The organism is Litchfieldella qijiaojingensis, from assembly GCF_014651875.1.
Lineage (GTDB): Bacteria > Pseudomonadota > Gammaproteobacteria > Pseudomonadales > Halomonadaceae > Litchfieldella > Litchfieldella qijiaojingensis.
The window spans coordinates 253778-277585 of sequence record NZ_BMXS01000004.1; the positions used below are offsets into that span (position 1 = coordinate 253778).

A 23808-nucleotide genomic window follows, 5' to 3' on the forward strand; every position below is an offset into this window, starting at 1 on the left:
CCTCGGTCACGTGCTATGGCTGGCACCAGGCCTGCCCACCGGCTCCGGGTTCATAAGGTTGGGCGTGGCCTGCCGCGATGAGCAAGTCGCCGAGATCCCTCCCATCGAGTTTGACATCGGCGATCAAGCGGAAGAAGCTGCCGCGCTCGATATTGTGCAGCACGATGGTATCTGCCTCACGCAGTTGTTCCTCGACGAACGCCTTGGCCTTGCGAGCCCGTTCCCGTTCCGCTTCCTTGGCGGCGTCGGTGTCGCAGCGTGAACGCAATTCGGGAGTGTTGATGCCTTGGATGCGCACCGGCATGTTGTTGCCGATGATGGGCGGCCATTCAACGATGTTGACGTAGAAGGTATCGCCATCATAGACGCCGGTGATCTCGTTCACGAAGATGGGGCCGTAAGGCTGCGCCATGGCGGGAGCGGACAGCAGGAGAGTCAGGTGAAAGACGAGGAAAGCATGAGGCATCATGGCAGGGCCTCGTTTTCGGCGTGTGTCATTCAAGCATGGCAAAATACCCTAAGAGTGGCGCAGAAAGTACGAGATGCTCGCCGATTTTTGTGGTGGCAGGAGCGCGAGTAGACCGACTCGTGAGAGCGCAACATACCCTTGAGGGCGAGCACGTTGGAGCCGGTGCCGTTGAGCATCAGGAAGGTCTCGGCACTGGGGCCGAAGACCTCCTTGAACAGCCCCCTGACCCGCTCGCTGAAAGGGTCGTTGCCGTAGCCGAGATGGTGGCCCTGGTTGGCCGCCTGGAGCGCTTCCATCACTCGCGGATGCACGCCGGAGGCGTTGTCGCTGGCAAAGATCCGTTTCGGTTTGGCCAGCGTGACGTTCATGGATGTCATGGTCATCCGGCCCTCAAAGACCTGCCGCGCTGTCGTCGAGCCACTGCCAGAGGCATAGCGCAACGCTGCGGAAGGTGTAGAGATCGAAGCGATCCGGGCCGGTGGCATGTAACAGCACCTGGACCTCGCGGAAAGCGGTCGGGGCACTGCTCCCCACCGGCCAGGCCGAGGGAGATAGGTCAAGCCCGATGCCGCTTTGCAGCAACTCGCGGGCGCCGTTGCCCTCTAGGATCAGGCGGCACCAGGCGTGGCTCACGTCGGTGACCATGACGTCCTCCGGCAGGCCAGCGAGAGCCGCGGCCAGCTCCTGCGGCGATTCATGTTCCGTGACCACCATCCTGCGGGTGGGGCCGGTCCACAGCAGGGCGCGCTGGGTGCCCAACGAGGCAAGGGTACTGTCCTCCACACCCTGCACGGACAGCATGGCGCTCGGCTGCGAGGCGGCGATGCTCACGCGTGGATGAACGCTTGTCTCGATGCCGGCCAGCGCGGAGTGGCGTTGCCGGTCTGCCGTCGCTTGGACGGCTCGTGCTCGTGTCGTGATGCCTTCAGCCACGTAGACGCTCTCCTTTGGGGTCATGGAACACTGGCCGTGTCACGGTAACCTCGGCCTGTTCGCCGGTCAGCGGCGATACGGCATAGAGGCTGCCACCCTCGGCCTCCACCTCGGCCAGGCCCAGGGCGATGGGGCAGTCGAGGACTGGACTGAAGCCCGGCGAGGTGATGCGGCCGAGACTGTCCTGTGGAGTGCCGGTCCAGCGCTCGGCGACGAGTTGGGCACTGGCGGGGATCGGCGTCTCGCCATCGGCGGAGACGAAGCCGACCAAGCGGGGGCGACCTTCCTCGGTGAGGGCCGGGCGCTGCAAGGAGCGACGGCCGATGAAGTCGTCGTCGCCGCGGATCATGCCGCCAAGCCCGATGTCGTGGGGTGTGACTCGACCATCGATGTCGGTGCCGATGATCAGGTGGCCCTTCTCGATACGCAGGTAGTCCATCGCTTCCAGCCCATAGGGCATGATGCCGAATGGCTCGCCCGCCTCGAGCAGAGCCTCCCACAGTGTCAGTCCATGGTCGGCGGGTACGGCGATCTCGTAGGCGAGCTCGCCGGAGAAGCTGATGCGGAACAGGCGCGTGGTAACTCCCTGGAAACAGACCTCGCGGTAGCCGAGGAAGGGCAATGCCTGGTTGCTGACATCCTCCTCCGGCATCAGTCGCGCCAGTACCTCGCGGCTGGCGGGGCCGGCCAGTGCCACCACCGCCCACTGTTCGGTGACCGGTTCGATATGCACGGATAGCTCCGGCCACACCATCTGTTGGTGGAATTCCATGTGCGATAGCACGGCGCCGGCATTGACCGTCGTGGTCGAGATCAGGTAGCGGTTGTCGGCAAGCTTCACCACGGTACCGTCGTCGAAGACGAAACCGTCCTCGCGCAGCATCACGCCGTAGCGCGCCTTGTGCAGGCCCACGTTGCCGCAGCGGTTGATGTAGAGGCGGTTGAGGAATTCCGCAGCATCACGTCCCTGGACCTCGATCTTGCCGAGGGTCGAGACATCGGCGATGCCCACCTTATCGCGCACGTTGGCGGCTTCCTTGCGGGCGGCTTCCGTCAGCGTCTCGCCATGGCCCGGGCGGCGATAGTACTGCGGCCGCAGCCACAGCCCGGAGGGCATGAATACGGCGCCGTTGCGCACGTGCCAGTCGTGTATCGGCGAGCGGCGCAAGACGTCGAGGCGACGATCGCTCTCGCGGCCGGCCAGGGCGCCCAGCGAAACCGGGGTGAACGGTGGGCGGAAAGTGGTGGTGCCCACCTCGTCGATCCGCTTGCCCAAGCGCTCGGCGACGATGCGCATGCCGTTGATGTTGCTGGTTCGGCCCTGATCGGTGCCCATGCCCAGGGTGGTGTAGCGCTTGACGTGCTCGATGGAGCGGTAACCCTCGCGCAGGGCCAGCTCCAGGTCGCGCACCGTGACATCGTCCTGCAGATCGACGAACTTCTTGCCGCGGCCGCCGCGCACCTCGCACACTGGCGCGGCGCTCGGAGACAACTCGCCCCCCCTGTGCTGGACCTCCGGCAGCGCGACCGGAGTTGCCGCTTCGCAGCCCAGCGCCTCGGCAGCCGCCTCGCCGGCAGCGATCCCCTGGGCGAGGATATTTACCAGCGATTGGGCGCCATTGCAGGCACCGGTGGCATGGATGCCTGGCACTGGTTCGCTGCAAGTGGGGATGAAGGCGCCCCAGGCTGCGTCATAGGCCAGCGTGTCCTTGCCGCCGTGGGCCAGCAGGTGAATGGTGGGCGTCCAGCCACCCGAGACACATAGCAGGTCGCAGGCAATCCGCCGGCGTTTGCTGCCGACTTCGATTTCCACGGCCTTGACGTGTTGGCTGCCCTGTACCCCGACCACTTCGGCCTGGGTCAGGATTTCCACATCATCGAGCCCGGCCACGCTCGGTGCCCGCTCGCGAAGATCGACGATCGCCGCGACCTCGGCACCTGCCTCCCTGAGGCAGCGGGCGGTCTCGTAGGCGCTGTCGTTGTTGGTGAAGATCGCCGCCCGGCGCCCCGGCACCACACCGTAGCAGCGGATGTATCGCCGTATGGCGCCGGCCAGCATCACGCCGGGGCGATCGTTGTCGGAGAACACCATCGGCCGTTCGATGGCGCCGGTGGCCATCACCGCCCGACGTGCATGCACAGAATGCAGGACCTGACCTTGCTCGGTGTGCTGTACCAGGCCGAACTTGCCGTGACGGTAGCGGCCGAACACCGTGGTGCGAGGCAGCACAGTCACGGTTTCCAGGGCCTCCAGCTCGGCCAGGGTTTGCTGCACCCACTGCTTGGCGGTCTGTCCGGCAATATGCACGGACTCTTCCAGCAGCATGCCGCCCAGCTCGCGACGTTCGTCGACCAGAATCACCCGGGCGCTACGGCGGGCCGCTGAGGTGGCAGCCATCAGCCCGGCGGGGCCGGCACCCACCACCAGCAGATCGCAATACTGGTGACGCTTGTCGTAGCGCGCCTCGTCACGGACGGTCGGTGCCTTACCTAGCCCGGCGGCCTTGCGAATCACTTTTTCATAGTGCCGCCAAGCCCAGGATGGCTGCATAAAGGTCTTGTAGTAAAAGCCCGCGGTCAGCATGGGCGAGGCCAACTGGACTGCCGCGCCCAGGTCCCACTTCAGCGAAGGCCAACAGTTCTGGCTGCGTGCCTCGAGTCCGTCGAACAGCGGGATCTCGGTCGCGCGCAGATTAGGTTGGTGAGCCCCCTCGCGGCCGAGCTCGACCAGCGCATTGGGCTCTTCGACACCGGCACTGAGAATGCCCCGTGGCCGGTGATACTTGAAGCTGCGGCCGACCAGGTGCACGCCATTGGCGAGCAGTGCCGAGGCCAGCGTGTCGCCCTCGTAGCCTTGGTAGGTCTTGCCATTGAATCGAAAGGACAGCGCTCGGCGGCGATCGATCTGCAGGCCGTCCCATGCAATGCGATTTGGCTGTGTCACGCTTTTTCCCCCCCTTCCATCCCATGGCCACCCATCGAGACGATGTCATGGGTCACGGTGTCGCGGACGACCTTCAGCCACTGACGGCAGCCGAAGCTGTGCTGCCAGTATTCGATATGCTCGCCTGCCGGGTTCCCACGCCGATACAGAAAGGCTTCCCACTCGGTATCGGAAACGGTAGCGGGATTGGCGGGGCGCGCCTGGTTGGCATCACCGCCATAGGTGAACTCGGTATAATTCCGCTCACCGCAGTATGGGCAGGGGATACGCAGCATGTGTGCACTCCTTCGGAAGCGCTGTCCCATCCAGCCGCTTTCGCAGGTCCGGTTGGACTGCCGAGAAGCAGCGGCTGACGAGTGAATTGACGAATGGATCAGTGGTACATCCAGGGGCGCGGGCCATGGCCTTCTTCGGCAACCACACGCCCGCTGGCGAAGCGGTCCAGGGTAAAGGGCTTGGCCAGCTCCGGGGTGCGATCGGTGGCGATCAGCTCGGCCAGCACGTCGCCCGCCGCCGGCGTGGCCTTGAAGCCGCCATAGCACCAGCCCGCATTGATGTAGAGGCCGTCCACCGAGGTCTTCGAGAGGATTGGGCTGCCGTCCATGGACATGTCGACCACCCCGCCCCAGGAGCGCATCAGCCGCAACTGCCCCAAGCTGGGAAACAGCGTCAGACAGGTACGTACCATTGCCTCCAGAGGTGGCAGGTCGCCGACGCTGGTCGAGTTGTTGTAGCCGTCCAGGTCGCCGCCCAGCACCAGCTCGCCCTTGTCAGTCTGGCTGATGTAGAAATTGTGCACCCCATGAGTGACCACGCTATCGAGCACCGGCTTCACCGGCTCGGTCACGCAGGCTTGTAGCAGGTGGTTCTCCAGCGGCAGCCGCAGGCCAACCATCTCGGCCAGCCGCGACGAGCCGCCGGCGGCGGCCAGCGCCACTCGCGCGGCACCGATCTTCCCGCGCGAGGTCTCCACTCCCACTACCTTGCCGTTGCTGCGGGCGATGCCGGTCACCTCGCAGTTCTGGATGATATGCACTCCCAGCTTGGCCGCCGCCCTGGCGTAACCCCAGGCGACCGCATCGTGGCGGGCGGTGCCCGCGCGGTGCTGGATCATGCCGCCCTTGATCGGGAAGCGCGCATCGGGCGAGGTATCCAACAGCGGGACCCGCTCGCGAATCTGCTCCACGCTCAGCAGCTCGGTTACCACCCCGCTGACGCTCATCGCGTTGCCGCGCCGTGCCAGCTCATCGATCTGGCCACTGCTGTGGGCCAGGTTGATGATCCCGCGCTGGCTGAACATGACGTTGTAGTTGAGCTCCTGGCTCAAGCCTTCCCACAGCTTCAGGGCATGTTCGGTGAATGCCCGCCGGGCGGGATGGAAGTAGTTGGAGCGCACGATGGTGGTGTTGCGAGCGACGTTGCCGCCGCCCAACCAGCCCTTGTCGATCACCGCCACGTTGGTGATGCCGTGCTTGCGTGCCAAATAGTAGGCAGCCGCCAGGCCATGCCCACCGGCACCGACGATCACCACGTCGTAACGCTCGCTGGGGGAAACGTCGGGCAGCGCCTGGGGCCAATGCCGATGTCCGCGCAGGGCGTGACGAACCAGGGAAAAAACGGAATAGCGTGTCATGTGGGTTATCCGAGCACTGCCTGCAGGAAGCGTTGGGTACGCGGGTTCTGTGGATTGGTCAACAGTTCCTTGGCCGGCCCCTGTTCACAGATCTTGCCTTCGTCGAAAAAGCAGACGCGGTCGGCGAATTCCTTCGCGAAGCCCATCTCATGGGTGACGATCAACATGGTGATGTTGTGCTCCTCACCGATCCGACGAATGGTACTCAACACTTCGCCGACGAGTTCCGGGTCGAGCGCCGAGGTCACCTCGTCGAACAGCATGATGTCGGGGCGCATGGCCAGCGATCGGGCGATGGCCACGCGTTGTTGCTGGCCGCCGGAGAGCTGGCTGGGGCGTTGGTCGCGCTTGTCGACCAGGCCGACCATTTCCAGCAGCTCTTCGCCGCGGGTCACCGCCTCCTGACGGCTCAATCCCAGCACGTGGATCGGCGCCTCGATCACGTTGCCAAGCGCGGACATGTGCGGAAACAGGTGGAAATGCTGGAACACCATGCCGATCCGCTGACGCACCCGGCGGATGTGGCGCTCGTCGGCGGGGACCAGCTTGCCGTTGCGCGGCATCATGTTGAGCGGCTCGCCTTCGACGTAGATGACTCCCTCGTTGGGCGTTTCCAGCGTCATCAGCAGGCGCAGCAGCGTGGATTTTCCGGAGCCGGACGGACCGATGATGGCTACGCGCTCATTCGGTGCGACATCCAGGTCGAGGGCGTTGAGCACCACCAGGTCGCCGAAACGCTTGGTGACTTTGTCGAAACGCACCATCGGGGGCGTCGACTGGTTCTGGTCGGCGGCTTGGGTGACCGCTGCCGAATTTTCGATCGTTTTCAGCATGGTTAGTGACTCCCCAGTACTTTTTGACGCAACCAAGCCTCGGTGCGGCGGATACCCATCATGGCGACCAGGCTGACGACCAGGAAGAAGGCGCCGACCAGGGTGATGGGTTCGATGTAGCGGAAGGTTTCCGAGCCGATGATCTTGGCCTGCTGCATGACTTCGACAACGGCGATCGACGACAGTAGCGGCGTTTCCTTGATCATGCCGACGAGATAGTTGCCCAGGGCGGGAACCACCGGCGGGATGGCCTGTGGAATGACGATGTCCCGGTAGGTGCGGTAGCGGCTCATGTTGAGCGATACCGCCGCTTCCCACTGCCCGCGTGGCACGCCGTCGAGGCCGGCACGATAGACTTCGGAGCAATAGGTGGAGAAGTGCAGGCCGAGCCCCAGAATCCCGGCCACGATCGCCGGCATCAGCACGCCGAATTCGGGTAGCACGAAATACAGGAAGTAGATCTGTACCAGCAGCGGCGTGCTGCGCACGAACTCCACGAAGGCCACGGTTGGCAGCGAGATCCAGGGCCGATGGCTGCGGCGCATCAATGCCAGCACCAGGCCAAACACGGCGGCGAACGCGAAGCCCAGCACGGTGGCGTAAACGGTGATCACCACCGCATCCAGCAGCAACGGCATGATGCGCCAGGCGAATTCCCAGTCCCAGATGTTCATCAGATACCTCCTCGTCCAAGACCACGGCTGGTGTAATGCTCCAGCAGACGCATTCCCGCGGTGATTACCAGCGCCATGGCCAGATACATCAGCAGCACCAGCGTGAAGATTTCCACCGTTTCGAAGGTCCGGTCATTGAGCTGCCTGGCCCGGAAGGTGAGGTCGGCGATGGTGATCAGCGACACCAGCGAGGTGGCCTTCAGCAGTTCGATGGAGAGGTTGCCCCAAGGCGGGATCATGTTGGGAATGGCTTGGGGAATGATCACCCGATACATGGCTTGCCAGCGGGTCATGTTGACCGCAATGGTCGCCTCGTACTGGCCTTTCGGCACCGCCTGGATCGCTCCCCGGATGACTTCGGCCCCATAGGCGCCGATGTTCAGGCCAAGGGCGACCCAGCCAACCATGAAAGGATCGATATTGACGCCGAAATGCGGCAGTACGTAGAACATCCAGAACAGTTGGACGAGCGCCGAGGTGCCGCGAAACACTTCCACGTAGACGGTCGCCACGCCACGCAAGAGGCGGTAACGGGACAGTCGCATCAGGGCGGCCGTGAACCCCATCACCAGGGCGAGGAGCAGGGCCAGCGCCGTGATCTGGGCGGTGACCCAGGCCCCCTCGAGCATCAGTGGCAGAAAACGTAATAGGTCCATCGATATGGCCTCAAGAACCCTGACAGAGTTCTGCCGCGGTGACGTCTCCCGGCAGGTTGGCTTCGGTGAAGCCGAACGGCCGGACCAGCTCCCGGTGTTCCTCGCTGCCGATGAAATCGGCGAGGTGGACGTTGAATTCCTCGATCAGCGCCTCGTCCGCCTTGCGGAAGGCGAAGCCGCCGTAACCGATGGCTTCGGGCGGAGTGTCGAATGGCTCGGCACGTTCGACCCGGTCGCCGCCCAGTTGCGCCATGCGCTCGATGGAGACGGAGGTCAGTGCCGCGGCATCGATGCGCCCGCTGCGCACGGCCGCCAGCATGCTGGTCTGGTCCGGCAGCTCCTGGACCTGCGAGTCCGGGATCCCGGCATCGCGGGCATAGCCGCGCTCGACGGCGCCGGCCAGCACGCCGAGGGTGACCTCGTCGTTGTTGGCGACATCCGCGTAGCTGTGCAGGTCATGGGGATTGCCGGCCTGCACCAGGAACGACTGTCCCATCATGTAGCTGGGATTGGAGAAGGCCACCTCCTTGCAGCGCTCGGGGGTGATGAACATGCCGGCGGCGACCATGTCCCAGCGACCCGCGTTGAGGCCGGGCAGCAGAGAGGCCCATTCGGTCAAAATGCCATCCAGGTTTTCCACGCCGAGACGCCCGAAGATGACCCTGGCCACCTCGGGAGACTCGCCGGTCAGGACACCCTCTTCATTCACGTATCCGTAGGGGGACTCGTTGGCGAAGGCGGCGCGCACGGCGCCCCGTTCGCGCAATTCGTCCAGGGTGACGGCCAGCGCCGGAGCGCTGGCGACGACGGCCAAGGCGAGGACATTGGCGGTGATTGCGGTACGGAAGTTAGTCATATCATTCTCTCCAGGTCATACGTTGTGGTTGTTGTTGCTCTGAAGTGACGACCAGTTCGTGGGGACGGGGCGAAGCCTCAGTCCGCCACCAACTGGCAAGGACTGCGTGTCAGCACCTCACAGCCCTTGTCGGTGAGGACGACAGTGTTGGAAAGGAAGTGGTCGCCCAGGTTGGAGCCGAGTAGCCAGGACAATACATGAAAGGTCATTCCCGGCTTGAGCAGCATGTCGCTATCGTGACGCAGGCCGACCACCTGACTTCCACCGGTCCAACTAGGAGGATAGCCAAGGCCGACCATGTAGCCGCAGTGGTGCCGACGGTAGTCCCGCACACCGGAGCGCTCGACCGAGCGCTGCCAGCTTGCATATACCTCGGCAGCGGTGACACCGGGCTGGATGGCGTCGACCACCGCGTCGAAGGCGTCCAGGCAGGCGCGCTGGGCCCGCTCGGCGTTGGTTGGTGCATCGCCCAAGTAGAGGAAGCGCCCGGCCGGTGCATGGTAGCGACCGACACAGCCCGCCATTTCGAGGAACAGCGCCTCGCCGGCACGCAACTCGCGATTGCGCCAACTGGTGTGTTCCTGTTTTATGCGGGGAGTGGGACGAATGAAAGGGGTAAAGCCCGGAGGCTCCCCACCGGCCAGGATCATCCGGCGATGGATCTCGGCCGCTATTTCCTGCTCATTGACGCCGGGACGGGCCACCTCGAGCGCCGCCTCGATCATCGTGTCGGTAACGTGCGCAGCGCAGCGGGCGTACTCGATTTCCAGCACTGACTTGACCTGGCGCAACGATTCGACCAGCCACGAAGCATCCGAACACTTCAGTTCGGGCAAGATCGCGCATAGGCCTTCGTAGATCGCCAGCGGAAAGCTGTTGCTGTGTTTCTCGACCCCGGCTTGGGCTTGACCCAAGCCCAATTCAGCGAGTACTTCGGCGACAGTGGCTTCCGGCGGCGTGCTGTCCGAATGACCGATGAAGTCCGCCTCGGTGAGCTGATCCTCGATGGTGGCCCATTCCATGGCGCGAGTGATCAGGATGGGTCTGCCTTCCAGCGGTACCACCAGCAGGTGGAAGGCGAAATACCCTTGGTGGTCCAGGCCTGTCAGGTAATAGATATTTTCTGGCTTCGACACCAGAAGGCATTGGAGACCATGTGCATCCATCAGTGAGCGCACTCGAGCCAGACGGCCTTGGAACTCCTCGCGAGGGAACAGCGGGTGATGGTCCATATCGCTATCTCGTTATCGTTGTTGGCAAGGATTGGTTTCTACTTGGATCCAAGTATTTTACTTGGATCCAAGAGTGGCACCGCCGAGAAGACAGGTCAATACATGAGACATCTCCCGATGCAGGCGTCGGGAGATGTATCTATAAATTTATAAAAAACAATTAGTTGTGCGTATTTTTAAGAGGAGGTGGTCGTGCTGGTATACGAAAGTCCATCGAGGCGGAGTGAGCGTCGGAGAGGCAAGATGTCTGACACACGAGTCCCAATAGAGGAGCATCGATAGAATATGAACCGAGATCCGAGCGAACAATTTGCCAAGCTCGGTGCCGCCCAGCGTCGCACCGAGGAGATCTATATCTGTCTGCGTGATCGGATCTGCCTGCTCCACTACCCGCCGGGAACCAAGCTTAGCGAGTCGCAGCTCGCCAAGGAGTTCGAGGTGAGCCGGACTCCGATCAGGCGGGCTCTTCTCCGGCTGGAACTGGAACATCTGGCCGAGCGCCGTCAGGGACTACAAACGGTCGTCACCAGTTTCGATTTCGAATCCGTGAGGGATGTCTATGTCATCCGCATGATTCTGGAGGCCAACCTTGGCAGCCTGTCGCCTGCGGAACGTTGGTGGGAACGGGCCGATCAGCTTCGCGATATTCGCGAGCGGTGCCAGGAGCTTCTCGAATCCCGTGACCTGGCGAAACTCGGCGAACTGCATCTCAGGCTGCAGGAAGCGCATGCCGACATCATCGTTAACATCCGCGCCCGCGAAATCGTCATGCAGCTCTACTTTCAAATCGCCCGTATCTGGTTGTCGATGGTGCCCAGGATGAACTGGGAAGAGGAAATCGAGTTGCTTATCCGCGAGATCGACGATTCTCTCGATGCGATGCACAAGCGCGACATCCGTGCCCTTGGCCAGATTCGCAAGGAAGCGATCGAACATAACATCACGAGAATGAGGGCCATCATGGCAGATAGCGCCGGTTGATCAGGGGCCATGATCAACCGGCAAGAACCTGCGGCGCGAGTGCGTCTCACCTTAATGATGCTCTTCGCGTTCCTCTAGATCTGCGGCCGCTGCATTGGCTTCTTCGCGAGTCTTGTGCAGCGAAACGATGTCATTCCTGTGTAAATCCACGACTTCCCATTCATTGGGGTGGGAGTTATCCGGATATGTGTAGACGGCGCGAACTTCATAACGCTGGTCCATGACACCCTCCTCGAGCTGGATGGGTATCTACCAGTCTAGCGGCAAGACGCTTTACTTGGGCAATCGTGGGTCTTCCTGTCGGCGCTGCGGAAATAGAGCTTTTCGCGCCGCTTGGGAATAGTAGGAAAAGTTAAAATGCCAATAGGGAGTTGGCGCCCCCATCAGGATTCGAACCTGAGACCTTCCCCTTAGGAGGGGGACGCTCTATCCAGCTGAGCTATAGGGGCGCTGTGGCAAGCGGCCATATTATAAGCTTCTGAACGTGCAAGATAAACCCACGGTATTTGCTGTCGGTCAGTGGAGGCGGCTTAGCGGGTAGCCGGTTCCGGTGGCGTGCTTGGCATGCGGGGCGTCGAGGTAGCGCATGGCCAGCTCCCTTTCTTCCATGGGGCGGCCAATATGGTAGCCCTGGCCCAGGTCGCAGCCCATGGTCTTGAGCGCTTCGAGTTGAGCCTGGCTCTCGATGCCTTCGGCAAGCACTTGGCGTTGCATGGCATGGCCCATGTGAATGATGCCGCTGATGAACTGCTGGCGGTCTTGGCGACTGTCCACGTGACGCGTGGCGATACGGTCGATCTTAAGGGTGGTGAGCGGCAACTGGCTGGCGTAGGTGATCGAGGATATGCCCGAGCCGAAGTCATCAAGCGCGACCTGGGCGCCAAGGTTACGGGCTTCCTGCAGCAGGCTGCACGCCAGGTCGAGGTCGTGGAAGTGGGTCGATTCCAGTACTTCGGCGATCAGGTAGGGATCGGCCAGATCGTAGCGGGTACGCGTCGTCGCCAGGGCTTCGAGGAAGGCGCCGGTTTCGATATGGTCCTGTGAGAGGTTGACGGAGATCAGCGTTCGGTAACCGGCCCGGCGAAAGCGCTGAGCCATGCGCCCGGCCTGGTCGATCAGCCATTGCCCATAAGGCAGGCTTAGCGACGACTGGGTGATGATGTTCATGAAGTGCTGGGGACCGAGGACGCCTTGCTTGGGATGCCGCCAGCGGGCAAGGGCCTCGAATCCGACGATCTCGCTGTGTTGGAACGAGAGTATAGGCTGGTAGAAGAGCTCGATCTGCCCACTTTCGAAGGCCGCCTTGACGATCGAAAACATGTCTTCGCTTTCGGATCCTGCACTGAGCGGTTCGGCGAAAGCGATGCGGTTCTTGCCACGTTGTTTGGCCTCGTACATGGCCGTATCGGCGGCGTCGAGCAGGTGGGAGCAGGCCACGCTGTGGTCGTTGGTGAAGGCGATGCCGATGGAGACGGAGACCTCGACCCGCTCGCCGTTATCGAGCTCGAACGGCTGGACGATGTCATCGAGGACCTTCTGCGCAACCTTGCCGGCTTTCTCGATGGTCCCGAGGCCATTGAGCGCGACCACGAACTCGTCGCCGCCGAAACGGGCGGTGAGGTCGTTGGCGCGCATCAGACGCTTCAGGCGGCGGCTGATCTCGATGAGCAGTTCGTCGCCGCTGGCATGGCCGAAGTTATCGTTGACCGGCTTGAAGTCGTCTAGGTCGAGGAACAGTACTGCCAGGCCGGTTTGAGTGTACTCCAAGCTTTCCAGTTGCCGTTCCAGCAGGCTGTTGAAGTGTTCACGATTGAACAGCCCAGTCAGAGGGTCGTAGCTGGCCATGCGTTCCAGGCGGGCCTGGTTGAGGCGACGCTGGGTGATGTCACGGAAGACGCCAATATAGTTGACGATCTTCCCGGCCTCGTTGCGGATCGCCGAGATGGTGGTGTTCTCGATCAGTTGGCTGCCGTCCTTGCGAGTGTTCCAGATGTCGCCGCTCCAGAAGCCGCGCTCCTCCACGGCGGCGAACATGCTCTGGTAGAAACCGGTATCGTGCTTGCCCGACGACAGCAGGTTGGGCTTCTTGCCGATCACTTCGTGGCGACTGTAGCCGGTGAGTTCGGTGAAGGCAGGATTGGTATCGATGATGCGTTTGGCGGCATCGGTGACCAGAATGCCGTCATGGGTATTGCGGAATACCGCCTGAGCCAGCTCCATGCGCTGGCGGGCATGCTCGCGTTCGCTGACGTCGCGCTGGATGCCGATCAGGTAGCGGCGTCCGCCATGCCGCAATGGCGAGAGGCTCACTTCGTTCCAGAACTTGGTGCCATCCTTGCGACGGTTTTCCAGCGTCAGGGTGATGGGGGAATTTCGCTCGATGGCATCGCGCAACGCGGCAATCGCATCGCGGTCGGTGTCCTGGGTCTGCAGCAGACGGCAGGATTGGCCGAGTACTTCGTCACGGGCGTAGCCGGTGAGGATTTCGAAGCCACGATTGACGAAAACCAGAGGACAACCGCTGACCTCGCCGTCAGCGATGGAAATGGACAGGCTAGGAATTTCCAATAGCCTGGCAAACATGGTCGGCAAAGCGACGAGTCGACCCAATGTATGGTCCCCGTACGAATATTATTTGGCTAGATTCTAAGTCCTTACATGATATGTGTCATTATTTGAATAATACTAAAATACGTATTTTATTTTAGTGATGTTTGATCAAGGAGCGACGGATGTTCGATCGCGACTATCGCTGCCACGATGGACTCGCGCTGGCGGCCCTGATCCGGTCTGGCGACGTGAGTCGCGAAGAAGTGTTCGAGGTGGCTTGCGAGACGATCGAACGTGATAACCCGAATCTAGGGGCGGTGGTACGCACGCGTTATGAAAAGGCTCGTCGGGAAGGCGCGGTGGTCGATCCCGCTTCTCCGTTCGCTGGGGTTCCGTTCCTGACCAAGGACCTATTGATGGCAATCGGTGGCGAGCCGCTGGCGTTTGGCAGCGCCGCTCTAAAGGCGTGGTGCCCGGCGGAGGATTCAAGCTTGGTACGGCGGTTCCGGCAAGCGGGATTGGTGATTCTGGGCCAGACAGCAACACCGGAATTGGGCTTGATGGCCATCACCGAGCCCAAAGCGTTCGTCAAACCGCGCAATCCCTGGGCCTTCGATCGTTCTCCCGGCGGTTCCAGCGGTGGTGCGGCGGCTGCGGTGGCAGCAGGGTTGGTGCCGTTGGCCGGAGCCGGAGATGGCGGCGGCTCGATCCGGATTCCGGCCAGTCACTGTGGGTTGTTCGGCTTCAAGCCGTCGCGCGGACGAGTGCCGCTAGGCCCCATGAATGCCGAGGTCTGGGAAGGTGCTGTGATCGAACACGCTGTAACCCGCAGCGTGCGCGATAGCGCGGCCCTGTTCGATGTCACCAATGGCATGGATGAGGGGGCTCCTCTGCCTTTGGCCCAAGAGCAAGGGTTCCTGGCGGCACTGGAACGCCCGCCTACAGGTTTGAGGATTGCCGTTTCCCTGGGCACGCCCTTGGGGGAACCACTTGGCACGCGCTTGCATCCCGAGGTGCGTCTGGCAGTGGAGCAGGCGGCGCAGGGAGCTGAGTTTCTGGGCCACCATGTCGAGTGGTGCGACCCGCCGGTGGATGGCGAGCGTCTTGCGCAAAGTTTTTTGACGATCTATCTCGGATATGCGGCGGCGAATCTGCAGTGGATCAGTGAGCAGACGAAGGTGCCGGTGTCGCGGCTGGATATCGAACCCGCCACCCGGGCGATCGGACGACTAGGGCGACGTCTCAAGGCATGCGACTACGTGCTGGCCAAGCGCTATTGGAATACTGTCGCTCGAGCCATGGGGCGTTTCCACCGACGTTTCGACCTGCTGCTGATGCCGGTGCTGGCCGATCCGCCGCCGCGCATCGGCGAATTGTATCCCACCCGATTCCACGAGCGCTTGATGTCGCTGCTGGCGATTCCTGGCCTGCCAGACGTGGCGCTGAAGGCGGGCTTGCTCGAGCATTTGGCACGCGATGCGTTGCGCCATTCCCCTTTCACCCAGTTGGCCAACCTCACCGGACAGCCCGCCATGTCACTGCCGCTGCATGTCACCGCCGATGGCCTGCCGGTGGGTGTGCAGTGCCTGGGAGCGATGGGCGACGACCGGCGCCTGCTGCAATTCGCTGCCCAGATCGAGGCCGCCATGCCCTGGGCGGAGCGCTTGCCGCTGTCGATTAGGCGATGAGCTCATGGCGTTCGATGCGTAGAATAGGGAGCTGTGACAGATTCACCAGTGGAGTCTCGATGGTCGCCAGTTCTCATTTTACCCGCCAGTCGGTACCGCTGTCCGTGCATGGCGATCGCCACTTCGATGGTTTGGGCGACAAGTTTGCCAATAGCCTCTACGGCAGCGCCCGCGGCGAGATTCGTCTGGCCGTGCTCGACCATCTGCTGCCTCGCATGCTGAGGTTGCAGGTGCAGCCGATGCTGGATGTGGGGGCCGGGCTGGGGCATATGAGTGCCTGGTTCGCCGAGCGTGGCCATCCCGTGACCCTGGCCGAGCCTTCCGCCGAGATGCTGGTCGAGGCGCGCCGGGCGCTGGCCGGCCATTCCGCGACCTTTCTCCAGGCGCCCTTGCAAGCGTTGCCGGAACAGGCCCCCGGCCCCTGGGAACTGGTCGTCTGTCATGCGGTGCTGGAGTGGCTGGGCGATCCGCGTGCGGCCATGGGAACGTTGGCCGAGTTGCTCTCGCCGGGTGGCCAACTTTCGTTGATGGTCTTCAACCGTGATGCCCTGCGTTTTTCCAACGTGGTCAAGGGGAATCTCGACAAGGTCTTGGCCGATCGCCTGGCCGGCACCGGCAAGCGCCGGCGGCTGACGCCGATTTCGCCGCTGACGCATGAAGAGATCGTCGCCTGGTCGGCGGAGTACGGGCTCGATATTGCGGCCGTGGCTGGGGTGCGTGTCTTTCATGACTATCTGCGCGAACACCAGCTTGATGACGAGAGCTTGGTCAAGTTGATCGAGCTGGAGCGTCGCTACTGCACGACGGAACCCTACTGGCGACTGGGGCGCTATCTGCTTTATACCCTGACCAAGCCGGCGACGACGCCCGAGAGCCGATAGCCTCACACCCTATGACGATTTTCCCCGTAACCGACCCTGGAGAGCCTTGCATGAGTGCCGAAACCCCCGTCTGCCAGTTGCTGGAGCGCCAGGCAATGGACTATCGCGGCTGGCTATGGGTAGCGCCGCCGCGCGATGCCTGGCTGGAGCACGGCGAGGGTAGGGTGTTGAGTGCCGATCATGGGGTGCTCAGGGCCTGGAACGACCAAAACCGGCCGACGCTAGAGGCGCTGGCCACCGACTTTGGGGAGCCACCGGGTGCAGTGCTGTTCTGGCCCAAGGCTCATGCGCTGGGAGAATGGTGGCTGCTGACGTTGTGCCGCCGCCTGCCGGAGGGCACTCCGCTGCAGGTGGTGGGCGAGAACAATGGCGGTATCAAGCGCGTGCTCAAGGTGCTTGCCGCGCTGGGCCTTGGGTGTCGCAAGCGCGACAGTGCGCGGCGCTGTACCCTGTTCGAGACCCGCTTGGGGCAGGTTGCCATCGACCCCGAGGTGGCCTGGAGCCGCTTCGAGGCCGAGGGCCTGCAACTGGCCAGTCACCCGGGCGTGTTCGGCCATGGCAAGCTCGACGAGGGAACGCAGCAGTTGCTGCAACAGTTGCCTGCGGTGTTGCCAGAGAGGGGCAGCTCGTTTTCAGCACTGGATATGGGCTGCGGCGACGGCATCCTGGCTGCCTGGTTGGCTCGGCGCGGGGCACGCGTCACGGCGGTGGACGTCAATGCCTTCGCCGTCGAGGCCACGCGCCGCACGCTGGCAGCCAATGACCTGCAGGGCGAAGTACTGGCCAGCGATGTCTACTCGGCGCTGCAAGGGCGGCGCTTCGATGTCATTGTCAGCAACCCGCCTTTCCATCAGGAACGCAGTATCGACTACGGGCCGGCGGGACAGTTGATCGGCGAGGCTCCGCATCATCTCACTCCCGGTGGCCAACTGGTTCTGGTTGCCAACGCCTTCCTGCCCTATCCGGACCTGCTCGAGGCGGCCTTCGGTGGCTTCGAGATACTTGCCGATGACAGGCGCTTTCGCGTCTATCGCGCCTGGGTCTGAGCGTCGCCCGAGGCCAGCGGCGGGGAAAGGCGGTCATGCAGGGACAGGCACCCGAGGCTACCGGGTGCCTGACGGGGGATGACATCAATACTCGGATGATGTCTCGTCCTCCATGCCTCCTTCGCCTGTCTCGCCTTCGCCTTTCGTGGCTGCCTTGAACTCTTCCTCGCTCAAGGTGCCGTCGCCATTGGCATCCATGGTGGCGAAGTCCAGGCCTTCGACGGATTGTACCTCTTCCTCGCTCAAGGCGCCGTCCTGGTTGGCGTCGAGGGTTTCGAACTCGGGCGTCCCGCTCCCGGCGGTGGCGACACTGACGCCGAATACCAAGGCAACCGGCAACAAGGCAGCTTTCATGGCACGTTTCATGACATTCCTCCACTGAATAGACGCTGTTCGTAGCAGCGAGCTGTCCACTCGCTGTCCCTTCCCACGCCAAAAGCATGCCATTTCTCGATTTCTATCCTTATAATCAATGGGATATGGCGTGCGAAAGTGGAGGTGAGTAGTGATTCGCTGTTGCACGATGCCCCACTAGCGTCACTTTGCGGCAACGGTGACTGGGATGAAGAGGTAAGGCCTTGATCTACAAACCTTGTCACTGTCGCCGTTGGGCGTCGCCTAGCCGCAATGGGGGGCGTGATAGGCGATATCGGTGATGATATAGGTCGTTTCGCCCCCGGGGGCGGCGACAGTCGTCTCGTCGTCGAGAGCCTTGCCAAGCAGGGCCTTGGCCAGTGGTGCGTCGACGCTGATCCAGCGCTTTTCGGTGTCGGTTTCATCGTGGCCGACGATGCGGATGTGCAGTTCCTCGCCTTCTTCGTCTTCCAATGTGACGTAGGCGCCGAAGTAGACGCGTCCGGTATCCGCCGGCAATCGGTCGACCACCTGCAGTTCGTCGAGCCGCTTGCCCAGGTAGCGAATCCGTGCGATGACGCGGTTGAGTTCCTTCTTGTTGTAGGTGTAGTCGGCGTTTTCGCTGCGGTCGCCGAGCGCCGCGGCCTCGCCGACCTTGGCCGAAAGCTCTGGGCGCTTCACTCGCGACAGGTGGTCGTGGATGCCCTTGAGCCGGGCATAGCCTTCAGGGGTGATCAGGTTGCTCTTGGGTTCCTGGCGTGGATCCTTGGCAGGGTCGCGCCAGCGGGTCATGTTGCGGCCTTTCATGGAATCGTTCGCGCTGTCGTTTGTTGATTATCACCATACTCAACCTCTGGTCCGAGGCCAAGATGCAGGGAGTGCAAGGTGAAGCTAGCGAATAAATCAAACGTTCGTTACATTTAATTGGCGATACACTGCCTCCTGCAACAATTCCATGCACCACAACAAAACGAAGGAGTTCGCCAATGATCCGTCAACTGCTATCGACTGTCGTGTTGGGGGTGGGCCTTTTGCTGGCCCCGCTCGTCATGGCCCAGACGCTGGAAAACGATGTCTTCGCGCTCCAGAACCGTTGGGAACACATCACCACCCAGGTGCCGGAACGCGAGCGCGCCGACGCTTTCGGGGCACTGGCCGCTGACGCCGAGGCCGTGGCTGAAGCTCATCCCAGCGAGCCGTCTGTGTTGGTCTGGCAGGGGATCATCCTGGCCTCCCAGGCGCGTGCCAAGGGTGGTGTCGGTGCCTTGGGGTTGGCCAAGAAAGCCCGCGCGGCTCTCGAGCGGGCCGTCGCGCTCGACCCCCAAGGTGGCAATGGTTCGGCCTATGTGACCTTGGGAGCGCTGTATGATCGGGCCCCGGGCTGGCCGTTGGGATTTGGTGACAGTGAAACCGCCGAAAAAATGTTCTCCCGAGCATTGGAGATCCGCCCCGAGGGCATCGATGTGAATTACTACTATGCGGCCTTCCTCGAGGATGAGGGGCGCTTGGAGGAAGCGCGCGAGCATGCTCGTCGGGCGACCGAAGGGCCGCTTCGAGAAGGACGCGAGCGTTCCGACGAGGCGTTACGCGAACAGGCGCGATCCCTGTTGGGCGAACGGGAATAGATCCCGAGACGCCGCATTGTCATCTGCGGTACGCTTGGCGCCCATGACGACCGTCAACTCTTCCCGTTCCGAGCTGCCCGCTGTTCTGGTCGGCCCGATACTGCGCCGCGTCTCTCCCGATCGGATCGTGATGTGGCTGGTCGGCTCGCGCCCGCTTTCGTTGCATTTGACGCTGATGCCCGAGGATGGCTCACCGTCGCATGAGCTGAGGCTCGATGACGCGTCTTGCCGTTGCCTGGCGGTGGGGTGTCATGCCCATGTGCACCTCATTGACGTCGGTCTCGACTCACCCTTGCCTCAAGACGTGAGGGTCGATTACGACCTGGCTTTGTTGGATGAGACTAGCCAGTACGTGAGCATCGCCGACTGGGGGGCTCACCTGAGATATGACGGTGCCGCCTTACCGGGCTTCGTGATCGCCTCGCGCCTGGGTAGCTTGCTGCACGGATCGTGCCGCAAGCCACACCATCCCGGCGGAGACGGCTTGACCCGGGCCGACACCTGGCTTGGCGGGCGCTGGGCCGAACCGCAAGAGCGTCCCGCCTGGCTGCTGATGACTGGCGACCAGATCTATGCCGACGATGTGGCAGGCCCCATGCTGGCAGCCATCCATGCCCTGATCCGGCGCCTGGGGCTGTTCGATGAAATTCTGGAAGGGGCAACGGTAGACGACAGCCAGGCACTATATGCAGCGCCGGAGAGCTACTACCGGCGTGAGTGGCTGTTGCCCGACATCGAGTCCAGCGAGGCGCTGCGCGATCGCTTCTTCGGCGGAGTAAGAAAGCCGGTCTTCACTTCCGCCAATGCCCACAATCACCTCATCACCTTTGCCGAAGTGATGGCCATGTACCTGCTGGTCTGGTCGCCAGTCCCTTGGCGATTGATCGATATCGAGCATCCCGCTCTTTCGGCCGAACAGGCTTCTCTTTTTGCCAAGGAGCGCGCCATCATCGATGACTTCGTCGAGGGCTTGCCGGTCGTGGCCAGGGTGATGGCGAATCTGCCTACCTTGATGATTTTCGACGATCACGACGTTACCGATGACTGGAATCTGACCGCCGCCTGGGAGCAGACCGCCTATGGCCATCCCTTTTCGCGACGCATCATTGGCAATGCGTTGCTGGCCTATGCATTGTGTCAGGGGTGGGGCAACGATCCCGACCGCCTGGCCGAGCCTATCGAGGCGTTGGCCGGGCTGTTGGCAAAGGCTGAAGGAAACCGCTGTCTCCCGCCTGCCGAGCAGGACGCCTTGATTCGGCGCCTGTTACGCTTCGAGGGGTGGGAGTTCGTGATACCGTCCTCACCCAGGCTGGTGGTGCTGGATACCCGCACGCGCCGCTGGCGTAGTGAACGCCGTCGCCATCGCCCCTCGGGGTTGATGGACTGGGAGGCACTGTCGGACCTGCAGCAGGCATTGCTGGGCGAGCCCTCGGTGGTGATCGTATCACCGGCTCCGATGTTCGGCGTCAAGCTGATCGAGGGTATCCAGAAACTCTTCACCCTGGCTGGCAAGCCGCTGCTGGTGGATGCCGAGAACTGGATGGCTCACCGGGGGGCCGCCAGTGTGATGCTCAATATCTTTCGCCATTCGCGGACGCCGGGAAATTACGTGATCCTCTCGGGGGATGTGCATTATTCATTCGTCTACGACATCCATATCCGCCATCGTCGCGAAGGCCCCCGCCTTTGGCAGATCACAAGCAGTGGTCTGAAAAACTCCTTTCCCGATACCTTGCTGGACTGGTTCGATCGTCTCAACCGTTGGCTGTATGCGCCTCGCTCGCCGTTGAACTGGTTCACCAAGCGACGTGCCATGCATATCCGGCCGCGAATCCCGGACTGTGCCAAGGCCGGCGAGCGGTTGTGGAATGGTTCCGGCATCGGCCTGGTTCGACTCGATGAGAAGGGGTGTCCCAGCGAGATCGTACAGCTCGATGCCAACGGCAACGACATCCAGTTTCCCGAGCAACCCATATCCGAAAGCCGCGAGTCGCGGCGCTCCCTGCGCCGAGGTTGGCATCCTCCGCCGGGGCCGCGATAATGGCCTCTTTGCCATGATTCGGAGGCAGCATGGACGAGCCGCTACTACCGCCTATTACCTTCACGGCCGCGGATGTCGAACGGCTGGAGGATGAGTGTCTCTATCAGGGCTTTTTCAGGCTCGAGCGGCGGCGTTTGCGTCATCGGCTGTTCGAGGGAGGCTGGAGTCAGGAAGTGGTGCGCGAGGTACATCTGCGCCACGATGCCGTGGGGGTGCTGCTCTATGATCCGGAGCGCGATCAGGTGGTACTGGTCGAGCAGTTCCGTGCCGGTGCCCTTGACGATCCCGAGAGTCCCTGGAAGATCGAGATCGTCGCTGGCCTGATCGAAGCCGGTGAGGATCCAGCCACCGTGGCTCATCGCGAGGCTCGTGAAGAGGCCGGCTGCGAGATAGCGGAACTGATCGAGTTGCATACCTATTACCCGAGCCCCGGCGCTTGCAATGAGCGGGTCACGCTATACTGTGGTCTGGTCGACAGTCGTGGTCTGGGCGGTGTGCATGGTTTGGACGAAGAGCATGAGGATATCCGGGTTCATGTGCTAGGGTTTCTCAAGGCTTGGGAACTTCTGGAGTCCGGCCGACTCGACAACGCGATGTGCCTGATCGCCTTCCACTGGCTGGCGCGCGAACGGGCCTCACTGCGAGCAAGGAGGTAATTCCGTGGCCAAGACCGCTTACGTCACCGACCTCAAGAGCCTGCAAGGCGAGTGTAGTGCCAACTACCTGCGCCTAACGCGGCTGCTCGGCGATCTCGAGGCCGGCGAGGTACGCGAGGTGGCTCTCAAGGGGCGCGAGATGCGCTTCGGCTCGCTGTGGCTGGAAGTGCTGGAGCGCGCGCCCTATACCAGCATCGTTCGGGTGTCGCAGTCCGGTGTGCTGGATTCCATCATCGAACCGTTGCGCATGCGCGTGCACCTGTACCATGACGTACGCATGGCAGAGGTCACCGACTTCCAGCGTCAGCGCCATTTTGACGGCCGCTATCGCTATCCCAATGCGCACATGCACCAGCCCGATGAAAAGCTGCAGTTGAATCGCTTCCTCGGTGAGTGGCTGGAGTATGGTTCGGCGCACGGGCATTCGCTGGATATTCCCGCTCTCCGCTGAAGAAACACCGTATAAATGTCTGCGCAGGCAAATCGCTGCGTTGCGCGGTGCGCGGAATCCTCACATATAACCCCATATGCTCCGGTTCCTGTGCTCCGTGCGCCTTGCGCTTTACGCTGCTCGCCGATTTATTCGGCGTTTCTCTAAGGATCTTTTATTGTGATGCGACTGATTCAGATCACGGATTGTCATCTGCATGCCGATCCCGAGGCGCGCTCGCGTGTTGGCGTTCCCTTGCGTCAGCTACAGGCGGTGGTAGCACATGCGCAACGTCAGCGTCCGGATGTGGTGCTGGTGACGGGTGACGTCAGCGAGGACGAAACGCCCGCTTCCTACCGGCATGCGGTGGAGACCTTCGCTTCCATGGAGTGTCCGTGGTTCTGGCTGCCGGGTAACCATGATCATCCACAGTTCATGGCTGAGCAGCGCGAGATTCTCGACGATATCGATCTTGGTGACTGGCGGTTGCTGGTGCTTGATACGCAGGTAAATGGTCAGCCGCATGGTGAACTCGGGCAAGCGCAACTGCAAACGCTTGCCGGGCGCTTGGAAGAAGACGAGCGCCCGACATTGCTGGCCATGCATCACCCGCCGCTGGAAATCGGATCGGCGTGGATGGATGCCATCGGGCTTCACGATCGCGAGGCGCTATGGCAAACACTCGCTGCCTATCGCCAAGTGCGTGCCATCGTATGCGGTCATATCCATCAGGCCTTTGCCAGTCATTACTCCCTTGAGGACGGTGAAATCGCCGTTTACGGCACGCCATCGAGCTCTGATCAGTTCCTCGGCGGTTCGCCTGAATTCGCAATCGACGAGGCTTCGCGCCCCGGCTATCGGATCATCGATCTGCAGGGACAAAAGCTGACCACGTGGGTGGAACGTGTCGACGTATGATCTTGATATTCCTTGTAGGGCTAAAAAGATAGTTCTTAATTCTTTGACGTTATCATAATCATCTCAGTACCCTAACCTCCATGATATTCCCGAGTGCGCTCTTGAGCGCGCCCGTACGACACTGTGTTCACCATGCTGCCGCGCATTGCGGCACGCCCAAGGTCATGAGAGGTTGCCAAGCCGCGATGCTTTCCCCCGAGCGACAGACCCACCTCAAGCAACTGGAAGCGGAGTCGATCCACATCATCCGTGAAGTGGCCGCCGAGTTCCGCCACCCGGTTATGCTCTACTCCATTGGCAAGGACTCGTCGGTGATGCTGCACCTGGCGCGCAAGGCCTTCTACCCGGGCACGCCGCCGTTCCCGTTGATGCACGTCAACACCACCTGGAAATTCCGCGAGATGATCG

Annotated in this window: 25 protein-coding genes and 1 tRNA gene; 10 read left to right on the top strand and 16 right to left on the bottom strand. The window is 62.1% G+C overall.

Annotation, left to right across the window (positions count from 1 at the left end; genetic code table 11):
• Positions 1-13: 13 nt before the first annotated feature.
• The 11 genes from IE093_RS06840 to IE093_RS06890 form a co-directional block, all read right to left on the bottom strand.
• Positions 14-469, bottom strand: coding sequence for a thermonuclease family protein (locus tag IE093_RS06840; protein WP_189467483.1), 456 nt, complete (start codon positions 467-469; stop codon positions 14-16).
• Positions 470-498: 29 nt separating this feature from the next.
• Positions 499-852 carry a beta-eliminating lyase-related protein gene (locus IE093_RS06845; RefSeq protein WP_229803317.1) on the bottom strand — a complete coding sequence of 118 codons (354 nt, stop codon included), beginning with the start codon at positions 850-852 and terminating at the stop codon, positions 499-501.
• A 7-nt stretch (positions 853-859) separates the two neighbouring features.
• On the bottom strand, positions 860-1402 hold the full coding sequence (locus tag IE093_RS06850) for a sarcosine oxidase subunit gamma (RefSeq protein WP_189467485.1): 543 nt from the start codon (positions 1400-1402) through the stop codon (positions 860-862).
• Positions 1395-4346 carry a sarcosine oxidase subunit alpha family protein gene (locus tag IE093_RS06855; protein WP_189467487.1) on the bottom strand — a complete coding sequence of 984 codons (2952 nt, stop codon included), beginning with the start codon at positions 4344-4346 and terminating at the stop codon, positions 1395-1397. Before IE093_RS06855 ends, IE093_RS06850 begins: the two co-directional genes overlap by 8 nt.
• The gene (locus IE093_RS06860; RefSeq protein ID WP_189467489.1) at positions 4343-4621 is read right to left on the bottom strand and encodes a sarcosine oxidase subunit delta; all 279 of its coding nucleotides are present in this window, start codon (positions 4619-4621) and stop codon (positions 4343-4345) included. The genes IE093_RS06855 and IE093_RS06860 overlap by 4 nt, the downstream gene beginning before the upstream one ends.
• Positions 4622-4719: 98 nt before the next feature.
• Positions 4720-5979: a sarcosine oxidase subunit beta family protein gene (locus tag IE093_RS06865; RefSeq protein ID WP_189467491.1), complete on the bottom strand. Its 1260-nt coding sequence runs from the start codon at positions 5977-5979 to the stop codon at positions 4720-4722.
• Positions 5980-5984: 5 nt separating this feature from the next.
• The gene (gene ehuA, locus IE093_RS06870; protein WP_479691159.1) at positions 5985-6812 is read right to left on the bottom strand and encodes an ectoine/hydroxyectoine ABC transporter ATP-binding protein EhuA; all 828 of its coding nucleotides are present in this window, start codon (positions 6810-6812) and stop codon (positions 5985-5987) included.
• 2 nt (positions 6813-6814) lie between these two features.
• Positions 6815-7486: an ectoine/hydroxyectoine ABC transporter permease subunit EhuD gene (gene ehuD / locus IE093_RS06875; protein ID WP_189467493.1), complete on the bottom strand. Its 672-nt coding sequence runs from the start codon at positions 7484-7486 to the stop codon at positions 6815-6817.
• Positions 7486-8142 (bottom strand): ectoine/hydroxyectoine ABC transporter permease subunit EhuC, encoded by a 657-nt coding sequence (gene ehuC, locus IE093_RS06880; protein WP_189467495.1) that lies wholly within the window; start codon positions 8140-8142, stop codon positions 7486-7488. Before ehuC ends, ehuD begins: the two co-directional genes overlap by 1 nt.
• A gap of 10 nt (positions 8143-8152) precedes the next feature.
• The gene (gene ehuB, locus IE093_RS06885; RefSeq protein ID WP_189467497.1) at positions 8153-8998 is read right to left on the bottom strand and encodes an ectoine/hydroxyectoine ABC transporter substrate-binding protein EhuB; all 846 of its coding nucleotides are present in this window, start codon (positions 8996-8998) and stop codon (positions 8153-8155) included.
• A gap of 77 nt (positions 8999-9075) precedes the next feature.
• Positions 9076-10230 (bottom strand): M24 family metallopeptidase, encoded by a 1155-nt coding sequence (locus tag IE093_RS06890; RefSeq protein WP_189467499.1) that lies wholly within the window; start codon positions 10228-10230, stop codon positions 9076-9078.
• Positions 10231-10515: 285 nt separating this feature from the next.
• Between IE093_RS06890 and IE093_RS06895 the strand changes: the two genes are divergently transcribed.
• A complete protein-coding gene (locus IE093_RS06895; protein ID WP_189467501.1) occupies positions 10516-11211 on the top strand; it encodes a GntR family transcriptional regulator in 696 nt (231 codons plus the stop codon).
• Positions 11212-11262: 51 nt separating this feature from the next.
• Here the strand turns inward: IE093_RS06895 and IE093_RS06900 are convergent, their stop codons facing one another.
• From IE093_RS06900 to IE093_RS06910, 3 genes are all read right to left on the bottom strand, one after another.
• A complete protein-coding gene (locus tag IE093_RS06900; RefSeq protein WP_189467503.1) occupies positions 11263-11433 on the bottom strand; it encodes a hypothetical protein in 171 nt (56 codons plus the stop codon).
• 150 nt (positions 11434-11583) lie between these two features.
• Positions 11584-11660, bottom strand: a tRNA-Arg gene (locus tag IE093_RS06905).
• Between the two features lie 67 nt (positions 11661-11727).
• Entirely contained in the window at positions 11728-13821 is a 2094-nt protein-coding gene (locus tag IE093_RS06910; protein ID WP_189467505.1) for a putative bifunctional diguanylate cyclase/phosphodiesterase, read from the bottom strand.
• A gap of 122 nt (positions 13822-13943) precedes the next feature.
• Between IE093_RS06910 and IE093_RS06915 the strand changes: the two genes are divergently transcribed.
• The 3 genes from IE093_RS06915 to IE093_RS06925 are packed head-to-tail and all read left to right on the top strand — an operon-like array spanning position 13944 to position 17376.
• Positions 13944-15449: an amidase gene (locus IE093_RS06915; protein ID WP_189467507.1), complete on the top strand. Its 1506-nt coding sequence runs from the start codon at positions 13944-13946 to the stop codon at positions 15447-15449.
• Between the two features lie 59 nt (positions 15450-15508).
• Entirely contained in the window at positions 15509-16330 is an 822-nt protein-coding gene (locus IE093_RS06920; RefSeq protein WP_189467509.1) for a methyltransferase domain-containing protein, read from the top strand.
• A 50-nt stretch (positions 16331-16380) separates the two neighbouring features.
• Positions 16381-17376: a methyltransferase gene (locus tag IE093_RS06925; protein ID WP_189467511.1), complete on the top strand. Its 996-nt coding sequence runs from the start codon at positions 16381-16383 to the stop codon at positions 17374-17376.
• Positions 17377-17460: 84 nt separating this feature from the next.
• Here IE093_RS06925 and IE093_RS06930 read toward each other — a convergent pair whose 3' ends face one another.
• Positions 17461-17742, bottom strand: a complete 282-nt coding sequence (locus IE093_RS06930; protein WP_189467514.1) for an EF-hand domain-containing protein — start codon at positions 17740-17742, stop codon at positions 17461-17463.
• A gap of 252 nt (positions 17743-17994) precedes the next feature.
• On the bottom strand, positions 17995-18537 hold the full coding sequence (greB, locus tag IE093_RS06935; RefSeq protein WP_189467517.1) for a transcription elongation factor GreB: 543 nt from the start codon (positions 18535-18537) through the stop codon (positions 17995-17997).
• A gap of 179 nt (positions 18538-18716) precedes the next feature.
• Between greB and IE093_RS06940 the strand changes: the two genes are divergently transcribed.
• The 6 genes from IE093_RS06940 to IE093_RS06965 form a co-directional block, all read left to right on the top strand.
• Positions 18717-19355 (top strand): hypothetical protein, encoded by a 639-nt coding sequence (locus IE093_RS06940; RefSeq protein ID WP_189467519.1) that lies wholly within the window; start codon positions 18717-18719, stop codon positions 19353-19355.
• 43 nt (positions 19356-19398) lie between these two features.
• A complete protein-coding gene (locus IE093_RS06945; RefSeq protein WP_229803319.1) occupies positions 19399-21396 on the top strand; it encodes a metallophosphoesterase family protein in 1998 nt (665 codons plus the stop codon).
• A 29-nt stretch (positions 21397-21425) separates the two neighbouring features.
• Positions 21426-22052 carry an NUDIX domain-containing protein gene (locus IE093_RS06950; protein WP_189467520.1) on the top strand — a complete coding sequence of 209 codons (627 nt, stop codon included), beginning with the start codon at positions 21426-21428 and terminating at the stop codon, positions 22050-22052.
• Positions 22053-22056: 4 nt separating this feature from the next.
• Positions 22057-22503, top strand: a complete 447-nt coding sequence (locus IE093_RS06955) for a DUF1249 domain-containing protein (RefSeq protein ID WP_189467522.1) — start codon at positions 22057-22059, stop codon at positions 22501-22503.
• 162 nt (positions 22504-22665) lie between these two features.
• Entirely contained in the window at positions 22666-23400 is a 735-nt protein-coding gene (locus tag IE093_RS06960; RefSeq protein ID WP_189467557.1) for a phosphodiesterase, read from the top strand.
• A 185-nt stretch (positions 23401-23585) separates the two neighbouring features.
• Positions 23586-23808 (top strand): phosphoadenosine phosphosulfate reductase domain-containing protein (locus tag IE093_RS06965; protein ID WP_189467559.1); only part of this gene is annotated, 223 nt, incomplete at its 3' end.

Excerpts from the sequence above, each read along its gene's own strand:
- IE093_RS06840 (WP_189467483.1), bottom strand. The coding sequence starts at position 469 with ATGATGCCTCATGCTTTCCTCGTCTTTCACCTGACTCTCCTGCTGTCC.
- IE093_RS06845 (WP_229803317.1), bottom strand. The coding sequence starts at position 852 with ATGACCATGACATCCATGAACGTCACGCTGGCCAAACCGAAACGGATC.
- IE093_RS06860 (WP_189467489.1), bottom strand. The coding sequence starts at position 4,621 with ATGCTGCGTATCCCCTGCCCATACTGCGGTGAGCGGAATTATACCGAG.
- IE093_RS06865 (WP_189467491.1), bottom strand. The coding sequence starts at position 5,979 with ATGACACGCTATTCCGTTTTTTCCCTGGTTCGTCACGCCCTGCGCGGA.
- ehuA (WP_479691159.1), bottom strand. The coding sequence starts at position 6,812 with ATGCTGAAAACGATCGAAAATTCGGCAGCGGTCACCCAAGCCGCCGAC.
- ehuD (WP_189467493.1), bottom strand. The coding sequence starts at position 7,486 with ATGAACATCTGGGACTGGGAATTCGCCTGGCGCATCATGCCGTTGCTG.
- ehuC (WP_189467495.1), bottom strand. The coding sequence starts at position 8,142 with ATGGACCTATTACGTTTTCTGCCACTGATGCTCGAGGGGGCCTGGGTC.
- ehuB (WP_189467497.1), bottom strand. The coding sequence starts at position 8,998 with ATGACTAACTTCCGTACCGCAATCACCGCCAATGTCCTCGCCTTGGCC.
- IE093_RS06890 (WP_189467499.1), bottom strand. The coding sequence starts at position 10,230 with ATGGACCATCACCCGCTGTTCCCTCGCGAGGAGTTCCAAGGCCGTCTG.
- IE093_RS06895 (WP_189467501.1), top strand. The coding sequence starts at position 10,516 with ATGAACCGAGATCCGAGCGAACAATTTGCCAAGCTCGGTGCCGCCCAG.
- IE093_RS06900 (WP_189467503.1), bottom strand. The coding sequence starts at position 11,433 with ATGGACCAGCGTTATGAAGTTCGCGCCGTCTACACATATCCGGATAAC.
- IE093_RS06915 (WP_189467507.1), top strand. The coding sequence starts at position 13,944 with ATGTTCGATCGCGACTATCGCTGCCACGATGGACTCGCGCTGGCGGCC.
- IE093_RS06920 (WP_189467509.1), top strand. The coding sequence starts at position 15,509 with ATGGTCGCCAGTTCTCATTTTACCCGCCAGTCGGTACCGCTGTCCGTG.
- IE093_RS06925 (WP_189467511.1), top strand. The coding sequence starts at position 16,381 with ATGAGTGCCGAAACCCCCGTCTGCCAGTTGCTGGAGCGCCAGGCAATG.
- IE093_RS06930 (WP_189467514.1), bottom strand. The coding sequence starts at position 17,742 with ATGAAACGTGCCATGAAAGCTGCCTTGTTGCCGGTTGCCTTGGTATTC.
- greB (WP_189467517.1), bottom strand. The coding sequence starts at position 18,537 with ATGAAAGGCCGCAACATGACCCGCTGGCGCGACCCTGCCAAGGATCCA.
- IE093_RS06940 (WP_189467519.1), top strand. The coding sequence starts at position 18,717 with ATGATCCGTCAACTGCTATCGACTGTCGTGTTGGGGGTGGGCCTTTTG.
- IE093_RS06945 (WP_229803319.1), top strand. The coding sequence starts at position 19,399 with ATGACGACCGTCAACTCTTCCCGTTCCGAGCTGCCCGCTGTTCTGGTC.
- IE093_RS06950 (WP_189467520.1), top strand. The coding sequence starts at position 21,426 with ATGGACGAGCCGCTACTACCGCCTATTACCTTCACGGCCGCGGATGTC.
- IE093_RS06960 (WP_189467557.1), top strand. The coding sequence starts at position 22,666 with ATGCGACTGATTCAGATCACGGATTGTCATCTGCATGCCGATCCCGAG.